This is a genomic window from Polaribacter marinus (genome assembly GCF_022662535.1).
Classification (GTDB): domain Bacteria; phylum Bacteroidota; class Bacteroidia; order Flavobacteriales; family Flavobacteriaceae; genus Polaribacter; species Polaribacter marinus.
In genome coordinates, this window is the sequence record NZ_JAKQYM010000010.1 from 35,543 (window position 1) to 52,409 (window position 16,867).

General features: G+C 30.3%; 15 protein-coding genes. 13 read left to right on the forward strand and 2 right to left on the reverse strand.

What is annotated here, in order from left to right:
- Positions 1-163 precede the first annotated feature (163 nt).
- The gene (gene gcvP / locus MC378_RS12835; protein WP_242179167.1) at positions 164-3,001 is read right to left on the reverse strand and encodes an aminomethyl-transferring glycine dehydrogenase; all 2,838 of its coding nucleotides are present in this window, start codon (positions 2,999-3,001) and stop codon (positions 164-166) included.
- 164 nt (positions 3,002-3,165) lie between these two features.
- On the opposite strand from gcvP, the gene MC378_RS12840 reads away from it, so the two are divergent.
- The gene (locus MC378_RS12840) at positions 3,166-3,987 is read left to right on the forward strand and encodes a UbiA prenyltransferase family protein (RefSeq protein WP_242179168.1); all 822 of its coding nucleotides are present in this window, start codon (positions 3,166-3,168) and stop codon (positions 3,985-3,987) included.
- Between the two features lie 140 nt (positions 3,988-4,127).
- Positions 4,128-6,020 (forward strand): phosphoglycerate dehydrogenase, encoded by a 1,893-nt coding sequence (gene serA / locus MC378_RS12845; RefSeq protein ID WP_242179169.1) that lies wholly within the window; start codon positions 4,128-4,130, stop codon positions 6,018-6,020.
- 79 nt (positions 6,021-6,099) lie between these two features.
- On the opposite strand, the gene MC378_RS12850 is transcribed toward serA, so the two are convergent.
- Entirely contained in the window at positions 6,100-7,287 is a 1,188-nt protein-coding gene (locus MC378_RS12850; protein ID WP_242179170.1) for a C40 family peptidase, read from the reverse strand.
- Positions 7,288-7,464: 177 nt separating this feature from the next.
- On the opposite strand from MC378_RS12850, the gene kynU reads away from it, so the two are divergent.
- From kynU to MC378_RS12905, 11 genes are read left to right on the forward strand one after another with little or no spacing between them, the layout of a single operon-like run.
- On the forward strand, positions 7,465-8,727 hold the full coding sequence (kynU, locus tag MC378_RS12855; protein ID WP_242179171.1) for a kynureninase: 1,263 nt from the start codon (positions 7,465-7,467) through the stop codon (positions 8,725-8,727).
- Positions 8,727-10,136, forward strand: coding sequence for an FAD-dependent oxidoreductase (locus tag MC378_RS12860; RefSeq protein WP_242179172.1), 1,410 nt, complete (start codon positions 8,727-8,729; stop codon positions 10,134-10,136). The genes kynU and MC378_RS12860 overlap by 1 nt, the downstream gene beginning before the upstream one ends.
- Complete coding sequence (locus tag MC378_RS12865) at positions 10,137-10,655, forward strand: DUF1697 domain-containing protein (RefSeq protein WP_242179173.1); 519 nt, start codon at positions 10,137-10,139, stop codon at positions 10,653-10,655.
- A gap of 1 nt (position 10,656) precedes the next feature.
- Positions 10,657-11,802 (forward strand): FAD-dependent monooxygenase, encoded by a 1,146-nt coding sequence (locus MC378_RS12870; protein ID WP_242179174.1) that lies wholly within the window; start codon positions 10,657-10,659, stop codon positions 11,800-11,802.
- Positions 11,803-11,817: 15 nt separating this feature from the next.
- Positions 11,818-12,222, forward strand: a complete 405-nt coding sequence (locus tag MC378_RS12875) for a RidA family protein (RefSeq protein ID WP_242179175.1) — start codon at positions 11,818-11,820, stop codon at positions 12,220-12,222.
- Positions 12,223-13,665 carry an aldehyde dehydrogenase gene (locus tag MC378_RS12880; RefSeq protein ID WP_242179176.1) on the forward strand — a complete coding sequence of 481 codons (1,443 nt, stop codon included), beginning with the start codon at positions 12,223-12,225 and terminating at the stop codon, positions 13,663-13,665. It begins immediately after the preceding gene.
- Positions 13,658-13,873, forward strand: coding sequence for a DUF6500 family protein (locus tag MC378_RS12885; protein ID WP_242179177.1), 216 nt, complete (start codon positions 13,658-13,660; stop codon positions 13,871-13,873). The genes MC378_RS12880 and MC378_RS12885 overlap by 8 nt, the downstream gene beginning before the upstream one ends.
- Before the next feature lie 11 nt (positions 13,874-13,884).
- Positions 13,885-14,397, forward strand: coding sequence for a hypothetical protein (locus MC378_RS12890; protein ID WP_242179178.1), 513 nt, complete (start codon positions 13,885-13,887; stop codon positions 14,395-14,397).
- Positions 14,398-15,177, forward strand: coding sequence for an SDR family oxidoreductase (locus MC378_RS12895; protein WP_242179179.1), 780 nt, complete (start codon positions 14,398-14,400; stop codon positions 15,175-15,177).
- A gap of 44 nt (positions 15,178-15,221) precedes the next feature.
- Positions 15,222-15,749 carry a 3-hydroxyanthranilate 3,4-dioxygenase gene (locus MC378_RS12900; RefSeq protein WP_242179180.1) on the forward strand — a complete coding sequence of 176 codons (528 nt, stop codon included), beginning with the start codon at positions 15,222-15,224 and terminating at the stop codon, positions 15,747-15,749.
- On the forward strand, positions 15,750-16,832 hold the full coding sequence (locus MC378_RS12905; protein WP_242179181.1) for an amidohydrolase family protein: 1,083 nt from the start codon (positions 15,750-15,752) through the stop codon (positions 16,830-16,832).
- Positions 16,833-16,867 lie beyond the last annotated feature (35 nt).

Consider the following 16,867-nt stretch of genomic DNA (forward strand, 5'->3'; position numbering starts at 1 on the left):
TAGCTGTATTTGTTGATTGCAATATTACGATTAATATTTATACTGTCAAAATTTTTATTAAACTTAATTAATGATATGTAATAGATAAGAAAAAACCATCTCTAAATTCCGAAAATTATTCAGAATAAATGAGATGGTTTATTTATTTAAAATATGCAAGGTGCTACATATAATCTTCAATAGGATTACAAGAACACATTAAGTTTCTATCTCCAAAAGCATCATCAACTCTCCTAACACTAGGCCAAAATTTGTTTTCGGAAATATAATCTAAAGGAAAAGCAGCTTGTTTTCTAGTATATGGTAATGACCATTCATCTGAAGTTAACATTTCTTCTGTATGTGGGGCATTTTTTAATAGATTGTTTTCATCTCCTTTGGTAGTATTATCAATTTCTTTTTTGATAGCAATTAGTGCATCACAAAAACGATCTAATTCAGCTTTACTTTCAGACTCTGTAGGTTCTATCATTAAAGTTCCTCCTACAGGAAAAGATACAGTTGGAGCATGGAAACCATAATCCATTAAACGTTTAGCAATATCTACGACTTCAATACCATTTTGTTTAAAATCTCTACAGTCTAAAATCATTTCATGTGCGGCACGATTCATTTCTCCTGTATACAATGTTTTGTAGTGATCTTGTAAACGATCTTTGATATAGTTAGCATTTAAGATCGCATTTATGGTAGAATTTTTTAAACCATCTGCACCTAACATAGTAATGTATCCGTATGAAATTAAACAAACCAATGCAGAACCCCAAGGAGCTGCAGATACGGCTGTTATAGCATTATTACCACCTGTTTTTATAACAGGGTTTGTAGGTAGAAAAGGGACTAATTGTGGAGCAACACAAATTGGTCCAACACCAGGGCCACCGCCACCATGAGGAATGGCAAATGTTTTGTGTAAGTTTAAGTGACAAACATCTGCACCTATTGTAGCCGGATTTGTCAATCCTACTTGCGCATTCATATTGGCTCCATCCATATAAACTTGCCCACCATTTTCATGAATAATTTGTGTGATCTCTTTAATTGCTTTTTCGTATACACCATGAGTAGATGGATATGTTACCATTAAAGCAGATAAATTATCTTTATATTCAATAGCTTTTGCTCGTAAATCCTCTACATCAATATTTCCTTTTTCATCGGTTTTTGTAACAACTACTTTCATACCTGCCATTACAGCAGAAGCAGGATTTGTACCGTGAGCAGAAGCAGGAATTAAACAAATGTTTCTATGCGAATTTCCATTGGCTTGATGATAAGCTCGTATTGTCATCAATCCGGTAAATTCTCCTTGCGCACCTGAATTTGGTTGTAATGATGTTGCTGCAAAACCAGTAATAATATTTAATTGATGTTCTAACTTTTTTAAAACTTCTTGATATCCTTTTGCTTGATTTAAAGGTACAAAAGGATGAATGTTTCCCCACTGCGGATTACTTAATGGCAGCATTTCTGAAGCCGCATTTAATTTCATTGTACAAGAACCTAAAGAAATCATAGAATGATTTAAAGCTAAATCTTTACGTTCTAATTTCTTTATATAACGCATCATATCAGTTTCTGATTGATACGTATTAAAAATAGCATTCTCTAAAAAGGGTGTATTTCTTAATAAATTATCTGGGATTGCTTTTATAGGTAATGGTAAATCACCACTTTTTAAATTAAAAGCTTTTTCAAAACAATTTACAATAGCTTTTAGCTCTTTAAGTCCTACAGTTTCATTTATAGATATTGAAACATGTTTATCATCTATATAATTAAAATTGATTTTATGAGCCTCTGCAATGGTTTTTAATTTAGCAACTTCTACTTCTACTAATATGGTATCAAAAAAAGAGGTGTTTAGTTGTTTAAAACCTAAATCTTCTAAAACAATTGCTAATGTTTTGGTATTTTTATGAACTTTATCAGCAATATTTTGGAGCCCATTTTTTCCGTGATAAACGGCATACATTCCTGCCATAACTGCTAATAATACTTGTGCAGTACAAATATTTGAAGTAGCTTTTTCTCGTTTGATATGTTGCTCTCTTGTTTGTAGCGCCATTCTTAAAGCACGGTTTCCATTTTTATCCTTGGTTACCCCAATAATACGTCCGGGAATGCTTCTTTTGTATTTTTCTTTGGTAGCAAAATAAGCAGCATGTGGACCTCCATATCCTAAAGGAATTCCAAAACGTTGTGTAGTACCTACAACCACATCAACTCCAAATTCTGCAGGAGCTTTTAACTTTACTAATGATAAAATATCAGCAGCAACCGCAACTTTGATATTGTTTTCATTTGCTTTGGCAACAAAATCTGTATAATCGAAAACTTGACCATGTTTTCCAGGGTATTGTAAAATTACACCGAAAAAATCATCAGAAAAATCAAAATTTTCATGATTTCCAACAACTAACTCTATGCCAATTGGATTAGAGCGAGTTTGCAGAACAGATAGTGTTTGTGGTAAAATCTCTTCAGAAACAAAGAATTTATTTACTCCAGCTTTTTTTTGTGATCTATCTCTAATATCAAATAATAAAGCCATTGCTTCTGCAGCTGCTGTACTTTCATCTAATAAAGAAGCATTTGCCAATTCCATTCCTGTTAAATCACAAACCATGGTCTGAAAATTTAAAAGGGCTTCTAATCTTCCTTGTGCAATTTCAGCTTGATAAGGAGTATAGGCTGTATACCAACTTGGGTTTTCTAAAATATTACGTAGGATAACACTTGGTACAATTGCCTCATGATAACCTAATCCAATATAAGTTTTAAAAACTAAGTTTTTTTCAGACAACTCTTTAATATGAGCTAAATACTTATATTCGCTCATTGCGGGTTCTAAATCTAAATCGTTTTTTAAACGGATATCATCAGGGAGAGTTTCGAAAATTAGTTGATTTAAATCTTTGGCTTTTATAGTTGCCAACATTTGTTCTTGTTCATTTTGGTTTGGACCAATATGTCTTAATTGAAACGAATTTGTATTCATTATTTAGTTGTTAGTTATTGCTAATTTCAATCGATTTAGTGTTGCTTTTTTTGCGTTTCAAAAATACGGATTTTAATAGAGTATTTCATTGCTGTTGCTGTATAAAAATCAGTTAATTATTAACTAAATATAAAGGTTATGAACAGAAAGCCTATTTTTGTAATATGAGATTTCTAAAATTAATATTAGATTTTTATTTAAATTCGAGTATGCATGTGGCTTTGTCTGCATTTGCTTTTGTACGAATTACAGAGTTTTATTTTGGATTACCTTTTAATCAAAACTTAGATTATTTTGTTTTTTTTAGTACAATTACTGGGTATAATTTTGTAAAATATGCAGGAGTAGCAAAATTGCATCATAGAAGTTTAACAAAGTCATTAAAAATAATTCAAATATTTTCTTTTATTTGCTTTTTTGCAATGTGTTTTTTTGCATATAAAGTTTCTTTAAAAACATTAATGTTTTGTATTCCTTTTGAGTTCTTAACTTTTTTATATGCCATTCCTTTTTTTAGTGGATTTCATAGGAATTTACGAGACGTTAGTTATTTAAAAATCATTGTTGTTGCTCTGGTTTGGGCAGGTATTACTGTTTTAGTACCTGTTGTAGATGCAGGTTTAGGTCTTTCGTTAAATATTGGATTATTATTTCTTCAACGATTTTTAATAGTGATTGTTTTGATACTTCCTTTTGACATTAGAGATGTAAAGTATGATGCCATTTCTTTACAAACAATTCCTAAAAAAATAGGCGTTCAGCATACTAAAAGATTGGGGTTGTCATTACTTGTTTTTAGTATGTTGATTGAATTTATGATTACGCCAACAGTGCAAACAAAAAACAGTTTTATGCTCTTTTTCTTTTTAATTCTTATCTTTTTAATGAGATCAAAAATCAATCAATCTAAATACTACAGTTCTTTTTTTGTAGAAGCATTACCCATTTTTTGGTGGTTACTTCTTTTAGGAATCTATAATTTTTAGCCATTTTAGAAAGGTTTTTTGTCAATTGTATAATTTTTATATTTATTACGATTGATATAATAAAACTTTAAAATAGCTTTATAATAAACTATTTACTTTGTAGCTTTACAGCTTAAAATTATTCGTTTAGATTCTAAAAAATGAGTTCAAAAAAAAGAAATTATATTTTCGATTTCGACAGTACTTTAACAAGAGTTGAAGCACTAGATGTTTTAGCAGAAATTACGCTAGCAAATAATCCTAAAAAAGATGAAATTATTGAAGAAATAATTAACATCACCAATCTAGGAATTGACGGTGAAATTTCATTTACGGAATCCTTAGAAAAAAGAATTAAGCTATTAAAAGCTAATAAATCTGATTTATCTCCATTAGTAGATGAATTAAAAAAACAAGTTTCATCATCTATAGAAAGAAATAAAGAGTTTTTTGAGCTTTTTGCAGAAGATATTTATGTGATTTCTTGTGGGTTTAAAGAGTTTATAGATCCTATTGTAGCAGAATATAATATTCCTTCTAAAAGAGTTTTTGCAAATACTTTTGAATTTGCAAAGGATGGAGAAATTATTGGATTTGATGCAGGCAATGAACTTTCTAAACACAATGGAAAAATTGAATGTTTACAAAACTTAAAGCTAGAAGGAGAAGTACAAGTAATTGGAGATGGTTATAGCGATTACGTAACTCGTGAAGCAGGTGTAGCAGATACTTTTTTTGCATATACAGAAAATGTTTCTAGAGACAAAACGACAGAAAATGCAGATCATATTGCACCAAATTTGGATGAGTTTTTATATGTAAATAAATTACCAAGAAATATTTCGTATCCAAAGCATAGAATTAAAATTTTATTGTTAGAAAATGTTCACCCAGATGCATTTAAAAAATTATCAAAAGACGGATTTACAGTAGAAACGGTTGCTAAAAGTTTGTCTGAAGATGAGTTGATAGAAAAATTAAAGGATGTACATGTTTTAGGAATTCGTTCTAAAACACAAGTAACCAAAAAAGTAATTGAAGCTGCAGAAAAATTAATGGTAGTTGGGGCATTTTGCATTGGTACAAAACAAATTGATTTAGAAACTTGTAAAGAAAACGGAATTGTAGTATTTAATGCGCCTTATAGTAATACGCGTTCTGTGGTTGAATTGGCAATCGGAGAAATTATTATGTTAATGCGAAGCGTTTTTCAACGTAGTACAGAATTGCATAATGGCCAGTGGAATAAAACAGCTCAAGGTTCTAGAGAAGTTCGTGGTAAAAAATTAGGAATTATTGGTTATGGAAATATAGGAAAACAACTTTCAATCCTTGCAGAAGCTTTAGGGATGGATGTCTATTATTATGATGTTGAAGATCAATTAGCGTTAGGAAATGCGACTAAAACAGATACTTTAAAAGAGCTGCTAGAAATTTCTGATGTGGTTACTTTGCATGTAGATGATAATGCAGCTAATAAAAATTTCTTTGGTGAAAAAGAAATTGCGCAAATGAAAGATGGTGCTCATTTAGTAAATCTTTCTCGTGGTTTTGTTGTTGATATCAAAGCTTTGGTTGCGGGATTAAAAAGCGGAAAGTTAGCAGGAACTGCAGTAGATGTTTATCCTGAAGAACCAAGAAAAAATGGAGCATTTTATACAGAATTAAAAGGATTACCAAATGTAATTTTAACACCTCATGTGGGAGGAAGTACAGAAGAAGCTCAGAAAGATATTGCAGATTTTGTACCTAATAAAATTATGGCATATATGAATTCTGGAAATACTGTAGATGCAGTAAATTTTCCAAATATTCGTTTACCTAGACAAACCAATGCACACCGATTTTTACATATTCATAAGAATGTACCTGGTGTAATGGCCAAAATAAATAAGATACTTGCCCAATTTGATTTAAATATTACAGGTCAGTATTTATCAACAGATGAAAAAGTAGGATATGTAATTACAGATTTGTCTAAAAAATACAATCATAAAGTAATAACAAAATTAAAAGAAGTAGAAGGTACAATTAAGTTTAGAGTATTGTATTAATAAATAATTTATAAAATAAAAAAAGCCTTTCAATGTTGAATTGAAGGGCTTTTTTATGTTTTTGTAAGAAGAGTAAAACCTATAATTTTATTTTTTCTTTTAAGTTGATGATTTTTTCATCCTTTACATTTAAATAGCGTTTACTTCCTAGGTATCTGTTTTTATTAAATTCATCGTAATTAGATTGTGATGCATCCATAGAACTTATGTGAATGTTTCCTGAAGAATGAATAAATTCCATTTTACCATTTCCTAACCATATACCAACATGAGTAACACGTTGTTTTTTCTTTTCTGTCGCTTTTTTACCAAAGAATAATAAATCACCTTTTTCTAAGCCTTCAAACTTCAAATCTTTGTCAACCACTTTTCCTGCATTAATTTGCTGCGAAGCATCTCTAGGAATTACAAATCCATTCATTAAATAGACCATTTTTGTAAAACCACTACAATCCATTCCTTTAGAAGAAGTTCCACCCCATAAATAAGGAATTCCGTTAAAACTTTTGGCAATGCTTTCTATATTTTCTTTTGAAGTAATGCTATTTTCTAACCATGAATTATAAATTACAGCTTCATCTTTTTTTAAGAAACCTATTCTGTTATCTGGATATGCTACTTCATAAAAATTTGGTGTTTCAGAAATGTATTTTAATAAACCACTTAAAGTAATGTCAGAAACAACAGAAGATGTATTATTTTTATTCTCATAAACATATCCGAAATTTTTTGTAAAAATTACTTTTTTAGATTGGTTCCAAGTATCAAAATCAGTCTTATTCATTCTTGTAATTCCTCCTCTATCAACCCATGAAATATAATTATCGGGAGTTTGAATTCTATAAAAATCACCTTTTTTATCTAATACTTTTAAAGACATACCCAATAAACCTTGTGTGCCCAATTCTGCAGAATGTTTTGGGTTGGAGCGAATATTTATAACCGAATTTCTAGCGACTGCAAATTGTTTGTTTCCTACAGCAGAGTCTGGTAATATTCTAACATTATTTATAAACTCTAAATTTCTATTTTTTAAGCTATCTAAAAGAATCGTAAAAGCTTTTTTAGAAGTAGTTTCTCCTTCTAAAATTAATTGATCATCTGTAAAATTAAAAGTAATGTCAAATAATTCTACTCTTTTATCTGGAGCATATTCATTTTTTATAGATGAATGAATGGCTTGCAATTCAGTAATGTTTTTTGTATTGTCTTTACAAGAGAATAAAAAAACTAATAATAAAACAGAAAAGTATTTAGTTAACTTCATGTGAAATGTATTTTTTGCTAAAATACAAAACTAAATTACTGTTTTGCAAAATGAAGAATATCATTTTTCTAAATTAATAGCAACCTAATTTTATTAATTTTTGAAATTCGTAGCTAAAAATTGAAATCTAAAAATGATTGTTTTATATTTGAAGACAATCATTTTCTATTTTAAATAATGACGTATAAAAACACACTTGAGTACGCTAAACAACAAGATAAAGACGACCAACTTTCTTCTTTGCGAAATCGATTTCATATTCCTAAAGATAAAAACGGTAAAGATTGGTTGTATTTTACAGGGAATTCTTTAGGATTACAACCAAAATCTACCAAAGAATATATCAATCAAGAATTAGAAGATTGGGCAAATTTGGGTGTAGAAGGTCATTTTGAAGCAAAAAACCCTTGGTTAAATTATCATGAATTATTAACCGATACAATGGCCAAAATTGTTGGGGCAAAACCCATTGAAGTTGTTGTAATGAATACACTTACAACAAACCTTCATTTGTTAATGGTGTCTTTTTACAGGCCAACAAAAACAAAATATAAGATTGTAATAGAATCGGATGCTTTTCCTTCAGATAGATATGCGGTGCAATCTCAGTTAAAATTTCACGGTTTTGATGAAGAGGTAGGTTTAATTGAGTGGAAACCAAGAGAAGGAGAAGAATTGTTAAATATTGAAGATTTAGAAACAATATTAGAATTTGAGGGTGATGAAGTTGCAATGTTGCTAATTGGAGGCGTAAATTATTACACAGGTCAGTTTTTAGATTTAAAAAGAATTGCTGAAATAGGACATAAAAAAAACTGTGTCGTTGGTATCGATTTGGCTCATGGAGCAGGAAACATTCAACCAGATTTACATAACTCTGGAGTAGATTTTGCAGCTTGGTGTTCTTATAAATATTTAAATGCTGGCCCAGGAAGTTTGTCGGGATTATTTGTACACGAAAAACATTCTGATAATAAAGAATTACCTCGCTTTGGAGGTTGGTGGAATCACAATAAAGAAACTCGTTTTAACATGCGTCAACCTTTTGATGTGATGCAAGGTGCAGAAGGTTGGCAATTAAGTAATCCGCCCATATTATCTATGGCAGCTATTAAAGCATCTTTAGATTTATTTGATGAAGTTGGCATGGAAGCTTTAAGAGAAAAATCAGAAAAATTAACAGGGTATTTCGAGTTTTTAATCAATGAAATTGGTTCTGATGATATTAAAATTATTACTCCTTCAAACCCAAAAGAACGAGGTTGTCAATTATCCATTCAAGTAAAAAATGCGGATAAAAGTTTGCATAAAAAACTTACAGAGAGAAATGTTATTACAGATTGGAGAGAACCCGATGTTATACGTTGTGCTCCAGTGCCATTATACAATTCTTTTGAGGATGTATATAAAATGGTTCTTATATTAAAAGACTTATTATAATGAACAAAAATGATAAAATATTAATAATTGGAGCAGGTTTATGTGGAAGTTTACTTGCATTACGATTGGCTCAAAGAGGGTACAAAGTAGAAATGTATGAAAGCAGACCCGATTTAAGAACTACCGATATTTCAGCAGGAAGATCTATCAATTTAGCATTGTCAGATAGAGGGTTTAAAGCTTTGCGATTGTGTGGTGTAGAAGATAAGGCACGAGAAATTTGTATTTCAATGTATGGACGATTAATGCACGATACAAAAGGCAATACGTTTGCATCTAATTATTCTGGAAGGGAAAATGAATATATCAACTCAATTTCTAGAGGAGATTTAAACGGAATTTTATTAACAGAAGCCGAGAAACACAAAAATGTAAATATTCATTTTAATAAAAAATGTACTTCTGTAGATATAGAAAATACAATTGCTCATTTTAAAGATTATAAAACCAAAGAAGAATTTTCGATTAATGCTGAGGTGATTTTTGGAACTGATGGCGCTGGTTCTGTATTAAGAAAAAGCTATTATTTAGAAAAAAAATTCTTGTTTTCTTATGCTCAAAACTATTTGAATCACGGTTATAAAGAATTAGAAATCCCTGCAGATAACAGTGGGAAACATCAAATTAGCAATCAGCATTTACACATTTGGCCTCGTGGCGATTTTATGTTAATTGCCCTACCAAATTTAGATGGAAGTTTTACGGTTACACTTTTCTTAAGTTATGATGAAGGTGAGTATAATTTTAATAATTTAACATCTGAAGAAAAAATAACACAGTTTTTTGAACAAGAATTCCCCGATGCGTTAGCGTTAATTCCAAAGATTAAGGAAGAATTTTTAAACAATCCAACAGGTGCATTAGGAACCGTAAAATGTTCGCCTTGGTCTTATCAAAATAACACCATTTTATTGGGAGATGCAGCACATGCAATTGTACCTTTTTACGGACAAGGAATGAATGCATCGTTTGAAGATGTTACTGTTTTTGATGAAATTTTAGAGAAAGGTTTGAGCAATTGGAACTTGATTTTTAAAACTTTTGAAAAAGAAAGAAAACAAGATACAGATGCCATTGCAGATTTAGCGATTGATAATTTTTATGAAATGCGAGATCATGTTGCTAATCCATTATTTAAAGAAAAAAGAAAGATTGAAATGGATCTAGAAAAACATTTTCCAAATCAATATTCTTCTAAATATTCTATGGTTACTTTTAATGATGAAATTGGCTATAATGAAGCCATGAAAAAAGGAAGAGCACAAGATAAAGCCTTGTTAAACTTAATTGCTGATGATGAAGTGCATACGCATTTAAACATGAGTAAAGAGGAACTGAAAGTTATTTTAGAAAAAGTAAAAGTAGAAACGAATAACATTTTAGAAGAAGATAAAATTGCAGGATTATAAATGAAAACATTTATTGTTTTATTACGCGGAATTAATGTCTCAGGAAAAAACAAACTCCCTATGGCAGAATTGCGTAATTTATTAAATATTTTAGATTTTAAAAATGTACAAACGTATATCCAAAGCGGAAATATTATTTTAGATTCTGAGGATAGTAAATCAATAGTTTGTCAAAAAATAAAAGAAGGGATTTTAAACCAATTTGGTTATGATGTTCCAGTTATTGCAAGAACAATATCTGAATGGAAAATAGCAATTGATAATTATCCTTTTTCTTTAGAAAATGAAAAAATAGTTGCGTTTACTTTTTTAGATAGAAGCCCTAAAATTTCTGAAATTGAAATCAAAAATATAAGAGGAGATCAATTTAAAATTGCAAATGAAGTTGTGTATTTATATTGTCCAATAGGCTTTGGCAAAACTAAGATCACTAATAATGTTTTAGAGAAAAAATTAAATGTAATAGCAACCACAAGAAATTTTAAAACCACAGAAAAGTTATTAGAATTGGCAAAATAGAATGATGTATACAATTATTGGTGCAGGAATCGGAGGTCTTTCAACAGCATTAGCTTTTGAGGCAAAGGGAATTCCATATCAAATTTTTGAAAAAGCACCAGCGTTAAATGAAGTGGGGGCAGGGATTTGGTTGGCTCCAAATGCATTACAAGTTTTAGAGGACTTACAAGTATTAGAAGAGGTAAAAGAAAAAGGAAATGCAATAGATAGAATTACCATAGGAAAACCAGATTTATCGCCATTGTCAGATATTCAACAAGATATCTTTAAAGACAAATATGGGTTTACAACCATTTCTATTCACAGAGCTGCTCTTCAAAAATTACTGTTTGATAAAATTCCGAAAGATAAAATATTTTTAAATAAAGGATTTCAATCTTTTAAAGAATTAAAATCAGGAAAAATAGAAATAACTTTTAACGATACTTCTAAAACAGAAACCAATTTTTTAATTGGCGCAGATGGTATAAACTCTAAAGTTAGAAATCAACTGTTTCCAGATAGTAGAAGAAGGTATTCTGGTCAAACATGTTGGCGTGGAGTTGTAGATTTAAAATTAGATGAAAAATATGCTCATAGAGGCTTTGAGCTTTGGGGAAATCAAATCCGATTTGGAATTTCTGAAGTAGCAAAAGATAAAGTTTATTGGTTTGCTGTTATTTTATCGGCAGAAAATAGTGAAGATGATAAGAGATTTGTAAAAGAAAAACTACAGAGTTTATTTTTTGATTTCCATCCTTTAGTTTTAAAATTAATTTCAGAAACACCAGTACATCAAATTTTAAAAAATGATATTAACGATTTAAAACCTTTACCGAATTGGTATAAAGGAAATATCTGTTTAATTGGTGATGCTGGTCATGCAACAACTCCCAATATGGGGCAGGGAGGTGCACAAGCGATAGAGGATGCCTATTATTTAAGTAATTTAATTAATGAAAATACAGGTAAAAACGTATTTAAATTATTTCAAGAGCAAAGGCATAAGAAGGTGAAAACAGTTGTAAATCAATCTTGGAGTACTGGTAAAATGGCACATTGGAAATACGGAAAAAGGATGAGAAACTTTATTTTAAAGAATATGCCTAAAAAAATAATAGAAAAAAAGATGTTTGAAATGTATCATATCGATAAATTTCAAAATTAATTTTAAACAAAATAAATGTCAGAAAAAAAAGTAACACCCAGAGGCGCATATCCACATGTAAAAGTTGTGGGCGATTTTATTTTTGTTTCAGGAACAAGTTCAAGAAGAGCAGATAATACAATTGCAGGAGTTGATATTATTGATGAAATGGGAACAAAGTATTTAAATATTGAAACTCAAACGCGTGAAGTTTTAAAAAACATCGATAAAACTCTAAAAACAGTTGGTGCAAGCATAAAAGATGTTGTAGATGTTTCTACATTCTTAGTAAATATGAATGATTTTGCAGGTTATAATAAAGCCTATGCAGAGTTTTTTGACAAAGAAACAGGACCAACAAGAACCACAGTTGCTGTACATCAATTACCACATCCAGATTTGGTGGTAGAGATTAAAGTAACGGCTTACAAAAAGTGCTAAATGAAAATTAAAAACTATATCAACGGAGAATTTATAAATCCAATTCAAAATAACTGGATTGAGAATTATAACCCTGCTATTGGAGAGGTCTATGGACAGATTCCTGATTCTACAAAAGAAGATGTAGAAAAAGCAGTAGAAGCGGCCAAAAAAGCTTTTCCAAAATGGAGCAATACTACCTTAGATAAAAGAAGTAAAATCTTATCAAAAATTGCAGCTTTAATTTTAGAAAAGTTAGATTTTTTAGCAGCAGCAGAATCAAAAGATAATGGAAAACCAATCAGTTTAGCAGCACAAATAGATATTCCAAGAGCTGCTGCAAACTTTCAGTTTTTTGCCAATGCCATTACTCAGTTTTCATCAGAAGCTCACGAAAGTGTTGGTCTAAATGCTATGAATTTTACATTGCGTCAGCCAATAGGTGTTGTAGGATGTATTTCTCCTTGGAATTTACCTTTGTATTTATTTACCTGGAAAATTGCACCCGCAATTGCTGCAGGAAATTGTGTCGTTGCAAAACCAAGCGAAGTTACTCCAATGACCGCTTATCTGTTAGGCGAAATTTGTACAGAAGCTGGGCTTCCTAAAGGTGTTTTAAATATTGTTCATGGTTTGGGAACTTCAACAGGTCAAGCCATTGTAGAACATCCAAATATAAAAGCGATTTCATTTACTGGAGGCACAGCAACAGGTGCACATATTGCTAGAGTGGCAGCGCCAATGTTTAAGAAATTATCTTTAGAATTGGGAGGCAAAAACCCAAATATCATTTTTGCAGATTGCGATTATGAAAAAATGTTGGCAACTACAATTCGTTCGTCATTTGCCAATCAAGGACAAATTTGTTTATGCGGAAGTAGAATTTTTGTGGAAGAAAAAATCTATGATAGATTTAAGCAAGATTTTATTGAAAAAGTAGCAGCTTTAAAAGTTGGAAATCCTTCTGAAAAAGACACCAATATTGGTGCTTTGGTTTCTAAAGAGCATTTAGAAAAAGTGAAATCTTATATTGATATTGCAGAAAATGAGGGTGGAAAAATCCTTTTGGGAGGTAGTAAAGTTGTTGTAGAAGGAAATGAAAAAGGGTATTATTTACAACCTACGATTATTGAAGTTTTTGATAATCAATGTAAATTAAATCAAGAAGAAATTTTCGGACCAGTAGTTACTATAATGTCTTTTAAAACTGATGAAGAAGCCTTAACTTTAGCAAATGATGTAAAATATGGGTTGTCTGCTACAGTCTGGACAAATAATTTAAATAGAACGATGCAGTTTTCTAAACAATTACAAACAGGAATTGTTTGGGTAAATACTTGGTTAATGAGAGACTTAAGAACACCTTTTGGTGGGCAAAAAGCAAGCGGTGTAGGACGTGAAGGAGGTTTTGAAGCATTGCAATTTTTTACGGAAGCTAAAAACATTTGTATACAATATGAATAAAAATATAAAAGAAAAAATCGTTGCAGTATGTGATGATAAGATTGCTAAAAAAGGAGATAATGTTGGATTATCTTTTTATGCGTTCTTTAAAAATAAAAATGACAATCCAACTTTGTTAATGGAAGTTGCAAAATGGTGGATAGAAACTCATAAATTAGATCATTTTGAGAAAGCTGTAAAGATTAAGAAAATGATTAAAAATAGTTGATAAAATTAAATATGAAAAAATATAAAACAATACTAATATTCTTTTTTTTTACACTTAACTTAATTAGTCAGAATAAAACTGAAGTATATGAGACAGATAATTATTTTATTAAATATCCTATCGATTGGAATTTAAATTCTTCGGGTATTGGTAATACAAATTTTGCTGTTACTTCTCCATTATCATCTAAAGAAGATGGTTTTAGTGAGAATGTAAATCTAATTATACAAGATTTAAAAGGTATGAAATTTGATTTAGATAGATATACTTCTATTTCTAAACAACAATTATTATCAATTCCTAAGGGTGAAATTTTAGATAGTAAGAGAATTAGAACAGAAGGTTTAGAATATCATACGTTAACTTTTAAAGGTTTTTTAGAAAACAGAAACTTAAAGGGAAAACAGATTTATATCATTAAAAATAAGAAAGCCTATGTTTTAACTTATACAGCTTTAGAAAAAGATTACGAGTTATATTTAGAAAAGGCAAACCGAATATTAAAAAGTTTTAAATTAAAATAAATGAATTTAAACCTAAAAAATAAAAACGCACTAGTTTGCGGGAGTACTCAAGGAATTGGAAAAGCAACAGCAATTTTATTAGCTGAAGAAGGAGCAAATGTGACTTTAATAGCTAGAAATGAAGAAAAGTTAAAAGTAGTTTTGTCGGAACTTTCTAAAAATCAGAATCAATGTCATAGTTATTTAGTGGCGGATTTTTCGAATCCAAACGATCTGAAAGATGTTTTAGAAAAATCAAAATTGCAATTTCATATTTTGGTAAACAATACAGGAGGTCCTGCTGGTGGTCCCATATTTAACGCTAAAATTGAAGAATTTGAAAAAGCTTTTACACAGCATCTAAAATGCAATCATGTGTTAGTACAAACTTTGGTTCCGTTTATGAAAGAGCAAAGTTTTGGTAGAATTGTTAATATCATTTCCACTTCAGTTAAACAGCCTTTAGATGGTTTGGGAGTTTCTAATACTATTCGTGGAGCTGTTGCTAGTTGGTCTAAAACTTTAGCAAATGAATTGGGGCAATTTGGAATTACTGTAAACAATGTATTACCAGGAGCAACAGCAACGGAAAGATTAAATGAGATTATTAAAAATAAGTCTGTTAAAACTGGTTTATCTATTGATGAGGTAGCAAAAAATATGAAAAATGCTTCACCAGCAAAACGTTTTGCAAAACCAGAAGAAATCGCTGCAGCTGTTGTATTTTTAACGAGTGAAAAAGCAAGTTTTATTAATGGAATTAATGTTCCTGTAGATGGCGGAAGAACAAAAAGTTTGTAAATTGTCTTAGAATCTGAATATCAAATAATCTAAAAATCGTTGAAATGAATTTAGTACAACCTTTAAATTTTAAAAAGTGGATTGATGAACATCGTCATTTATTAAAACCTCCAGTAGGTAACAAACAAGTTTGGGATAATGGAGAATATATTGTGATGGTTGTTGGTGGACCCAATAATAGAAAAGATTATCATTATAATGAAACTCCTGAGTTTTTCTATCAGGTTGAAGGTGATATGATTTTAAAAATTATAGATGATAAAGGTAAGATGATTGATGTAGCAATTAATGAAGGTGATATTTATTTGTTACCAGCAAAAGTGCCACACTCTCCCCAAAGAAAAGAAAACACAGTGGGTTTGGTTATAGAATATCCACGCCCTAAAGGTATGTTAGATGCTTTAGAATGGTATTGTGAAAACTGTGGAAATCCACTATATAGAGAAGAATTTGCTTTAGATAATATTGAAACAGATATGCCCATAATTTTTGATAAATATTACTCAGATAAACAAAAATGTACCTGTAATAATTGTGGTACAATTATGGAAGCTCCAAATAAAATTAAATAAATGAAACGCAAACTACGCATAAACGGACACTCACATTTATTGCCTTATCCAGAAGAAATTCCTCAGTTTATGAAGGATAAAGAAATTTTTTGGGTAGATGATGAACGTAAACACATGTTGCAAAAAGGGTGGAAACGTCCTGTTACAGATTCTAGTTTTTTCCTAGATGAAAAACTATTGTGGATGGAAAAAAACAAAATTGATCATGCAGTAGTTTTAAATCTTTCTCAGTTATATGGAAATGGATTGCGTTTAGAAGAAATGAAAAAAGCACTACGCTTTCAAAACGATTTTAATGCAAAAGTGCAAAAAGAACATCCATCTAAATTTACTTGTGGTTTTGTAATTCATCCTGGTTTTATTTACGGAGCATTAGATGAAATGAAACGTTGTGTAGAAGAATTAGGGTTAAAAGTTTTGTGTTTGCCAACACATTTCATGGATTCTATTGGGCATTGGCGTTGTGTTTTTGATGAAGAAAATGATCGCATTTTTGAATTGGCTGATAAGTATAAATTGGCCATTGAAATTCATCCGTATGATGGCGATAAAATGATAAAATTAGAAAACACCAATTGGCGTTTTCATTTAATTTGGATGTTAGCACAATGTGGAGATGCTTATCATTTTTATACCTTAAATGGAATGCAAGAGCGTTTTAAAAATATTAGAACTTGTTTTGCACATGGTGGACAGTTAGCTCAAATGAATTTAGGAAGACGAATTCAAGGTTTTGATGGAAGACCCGATTTATTTGAAGGAAAAACACATCCAAGAAAAGCAGTTGGTCATAAAAACATCTTTTTTGATACGTTGGTTCATGATACAGATTCTTTAAAATTAATGTTTAAAAGACAAGGTACAAACCAGGTTTTAATGGGTTTAGACGATCCTTATCCTTTAGGAGAAATGGAAAGTGATGCTCAGTCTTCTTATCCTGGAAAAATTTTAGATTTAGCCATTGATGAAAAAATTATTACGGAAACAGAAAAAGAGCAAATTTGGGAAGATAATGTGTTGCAATGGTTGTTTGGTGATGATGAAATAGCAAAGCAGGAATTGATCAAAAAAATACTTTCTTAAATTTGTTAAGAGTACACAGTTGCAGTATTCAGAAG

Coding starts and splice junctions, on each gene's coding strand:
- MC378_RS12890 (WP_242179178.1), top strand. CDS start 13,885: ATGAAAAAATATAAAACAATACTAATATTCTTTTTTTTTACACTTAAC.
- MC378_RS12865 (WP_242179173.1), top strand. CDS start 10,137: ATGAAAACATTTATTGTTTTATTACGCGGAATTAATGTCTCAGGAAAA.
- MC378_RS12860 (WP_242179172.1), top strand. CDS start 8,727: ATGAACAAAAATGATAAAATATTAATAATTGGAGCAGGTTTATGTGGA.
- MC378_RS12880 (WP_242179176.1), top strand. CDS start 12,223: ATGAAAATTAAAAACTATATCAACGGAGAATTTATAAATCCAATTCAA.
- MC378_RS12895 (WP_242179179.1), top strand. CDS start 14,398: ATGAATTTAAACCTAAAAAATAAAAACGCACTAGTTTGCGGGAGTACT.
- serA (WP_242179169.1), top strand. CDS start 4,128: ATGAGTTCAAAAAAAAGAAATTATATTTTCGATTTCGACAGTACTTTA.
- MC378_RS12850 (WP_242179170.1), bottom strand. CDS start 7,287: ATGAAGTTAACTAAATACTTTTCTGTTTTATTATTAGTTTTTTTATTC.
- MC378_RS12900 (WP_242179180.1), top strand. CDS start 15,222: ATGAATTTAGTACAACCTTTAAATTTTAAAAAGTGGATTGATGAACAT.
- MC378_RS12905 (WP_242179181.1), top strand. CDS start 15,750: ATGAAACGCAAACTACGCATAAACGGACACTCACATTTATTGCCTTAT.
- MC378_RS12875 (WP_242179175.1), top strand. CDS start 11,818: ATGTCAGAAAAAAAAGTAACACCCAGAGGCGCATATCCACATGTAAAA.
- MC378_RS12840 (WP_242179168.1), top strand. CDS start 3,166: ATGAGATTTCTAAAATTAATATTAGATTTTTATTTAAATTCGAGTATG.
- MC378_RS12885 (WP_242179177.1), top strand. CDS start 13,658: ATGAATAAAAATATAAAAGAAAAAATCGTTGCAGTATGTGATGATAAG.
- MC378_RS12870 (WP_242179174.1), top strand. CDS start 10,657: ATGATGTATACAATTATTGGTGCAGGAATCGGAGGTCTTTCAACAGCA.
- kynU (WP_242179171.1), top strand. CDS start 7,465: ATGACGTATAAAAACACACTTGAGTACGCTAAACAACAAGATAAAGAC.
- gcvP (WP_242179167.1), bottom strand. CDS start 3,001: ATGAATACAAATTCGTTTCAATTAAGACATATTGGTCCAAACCAAAAT.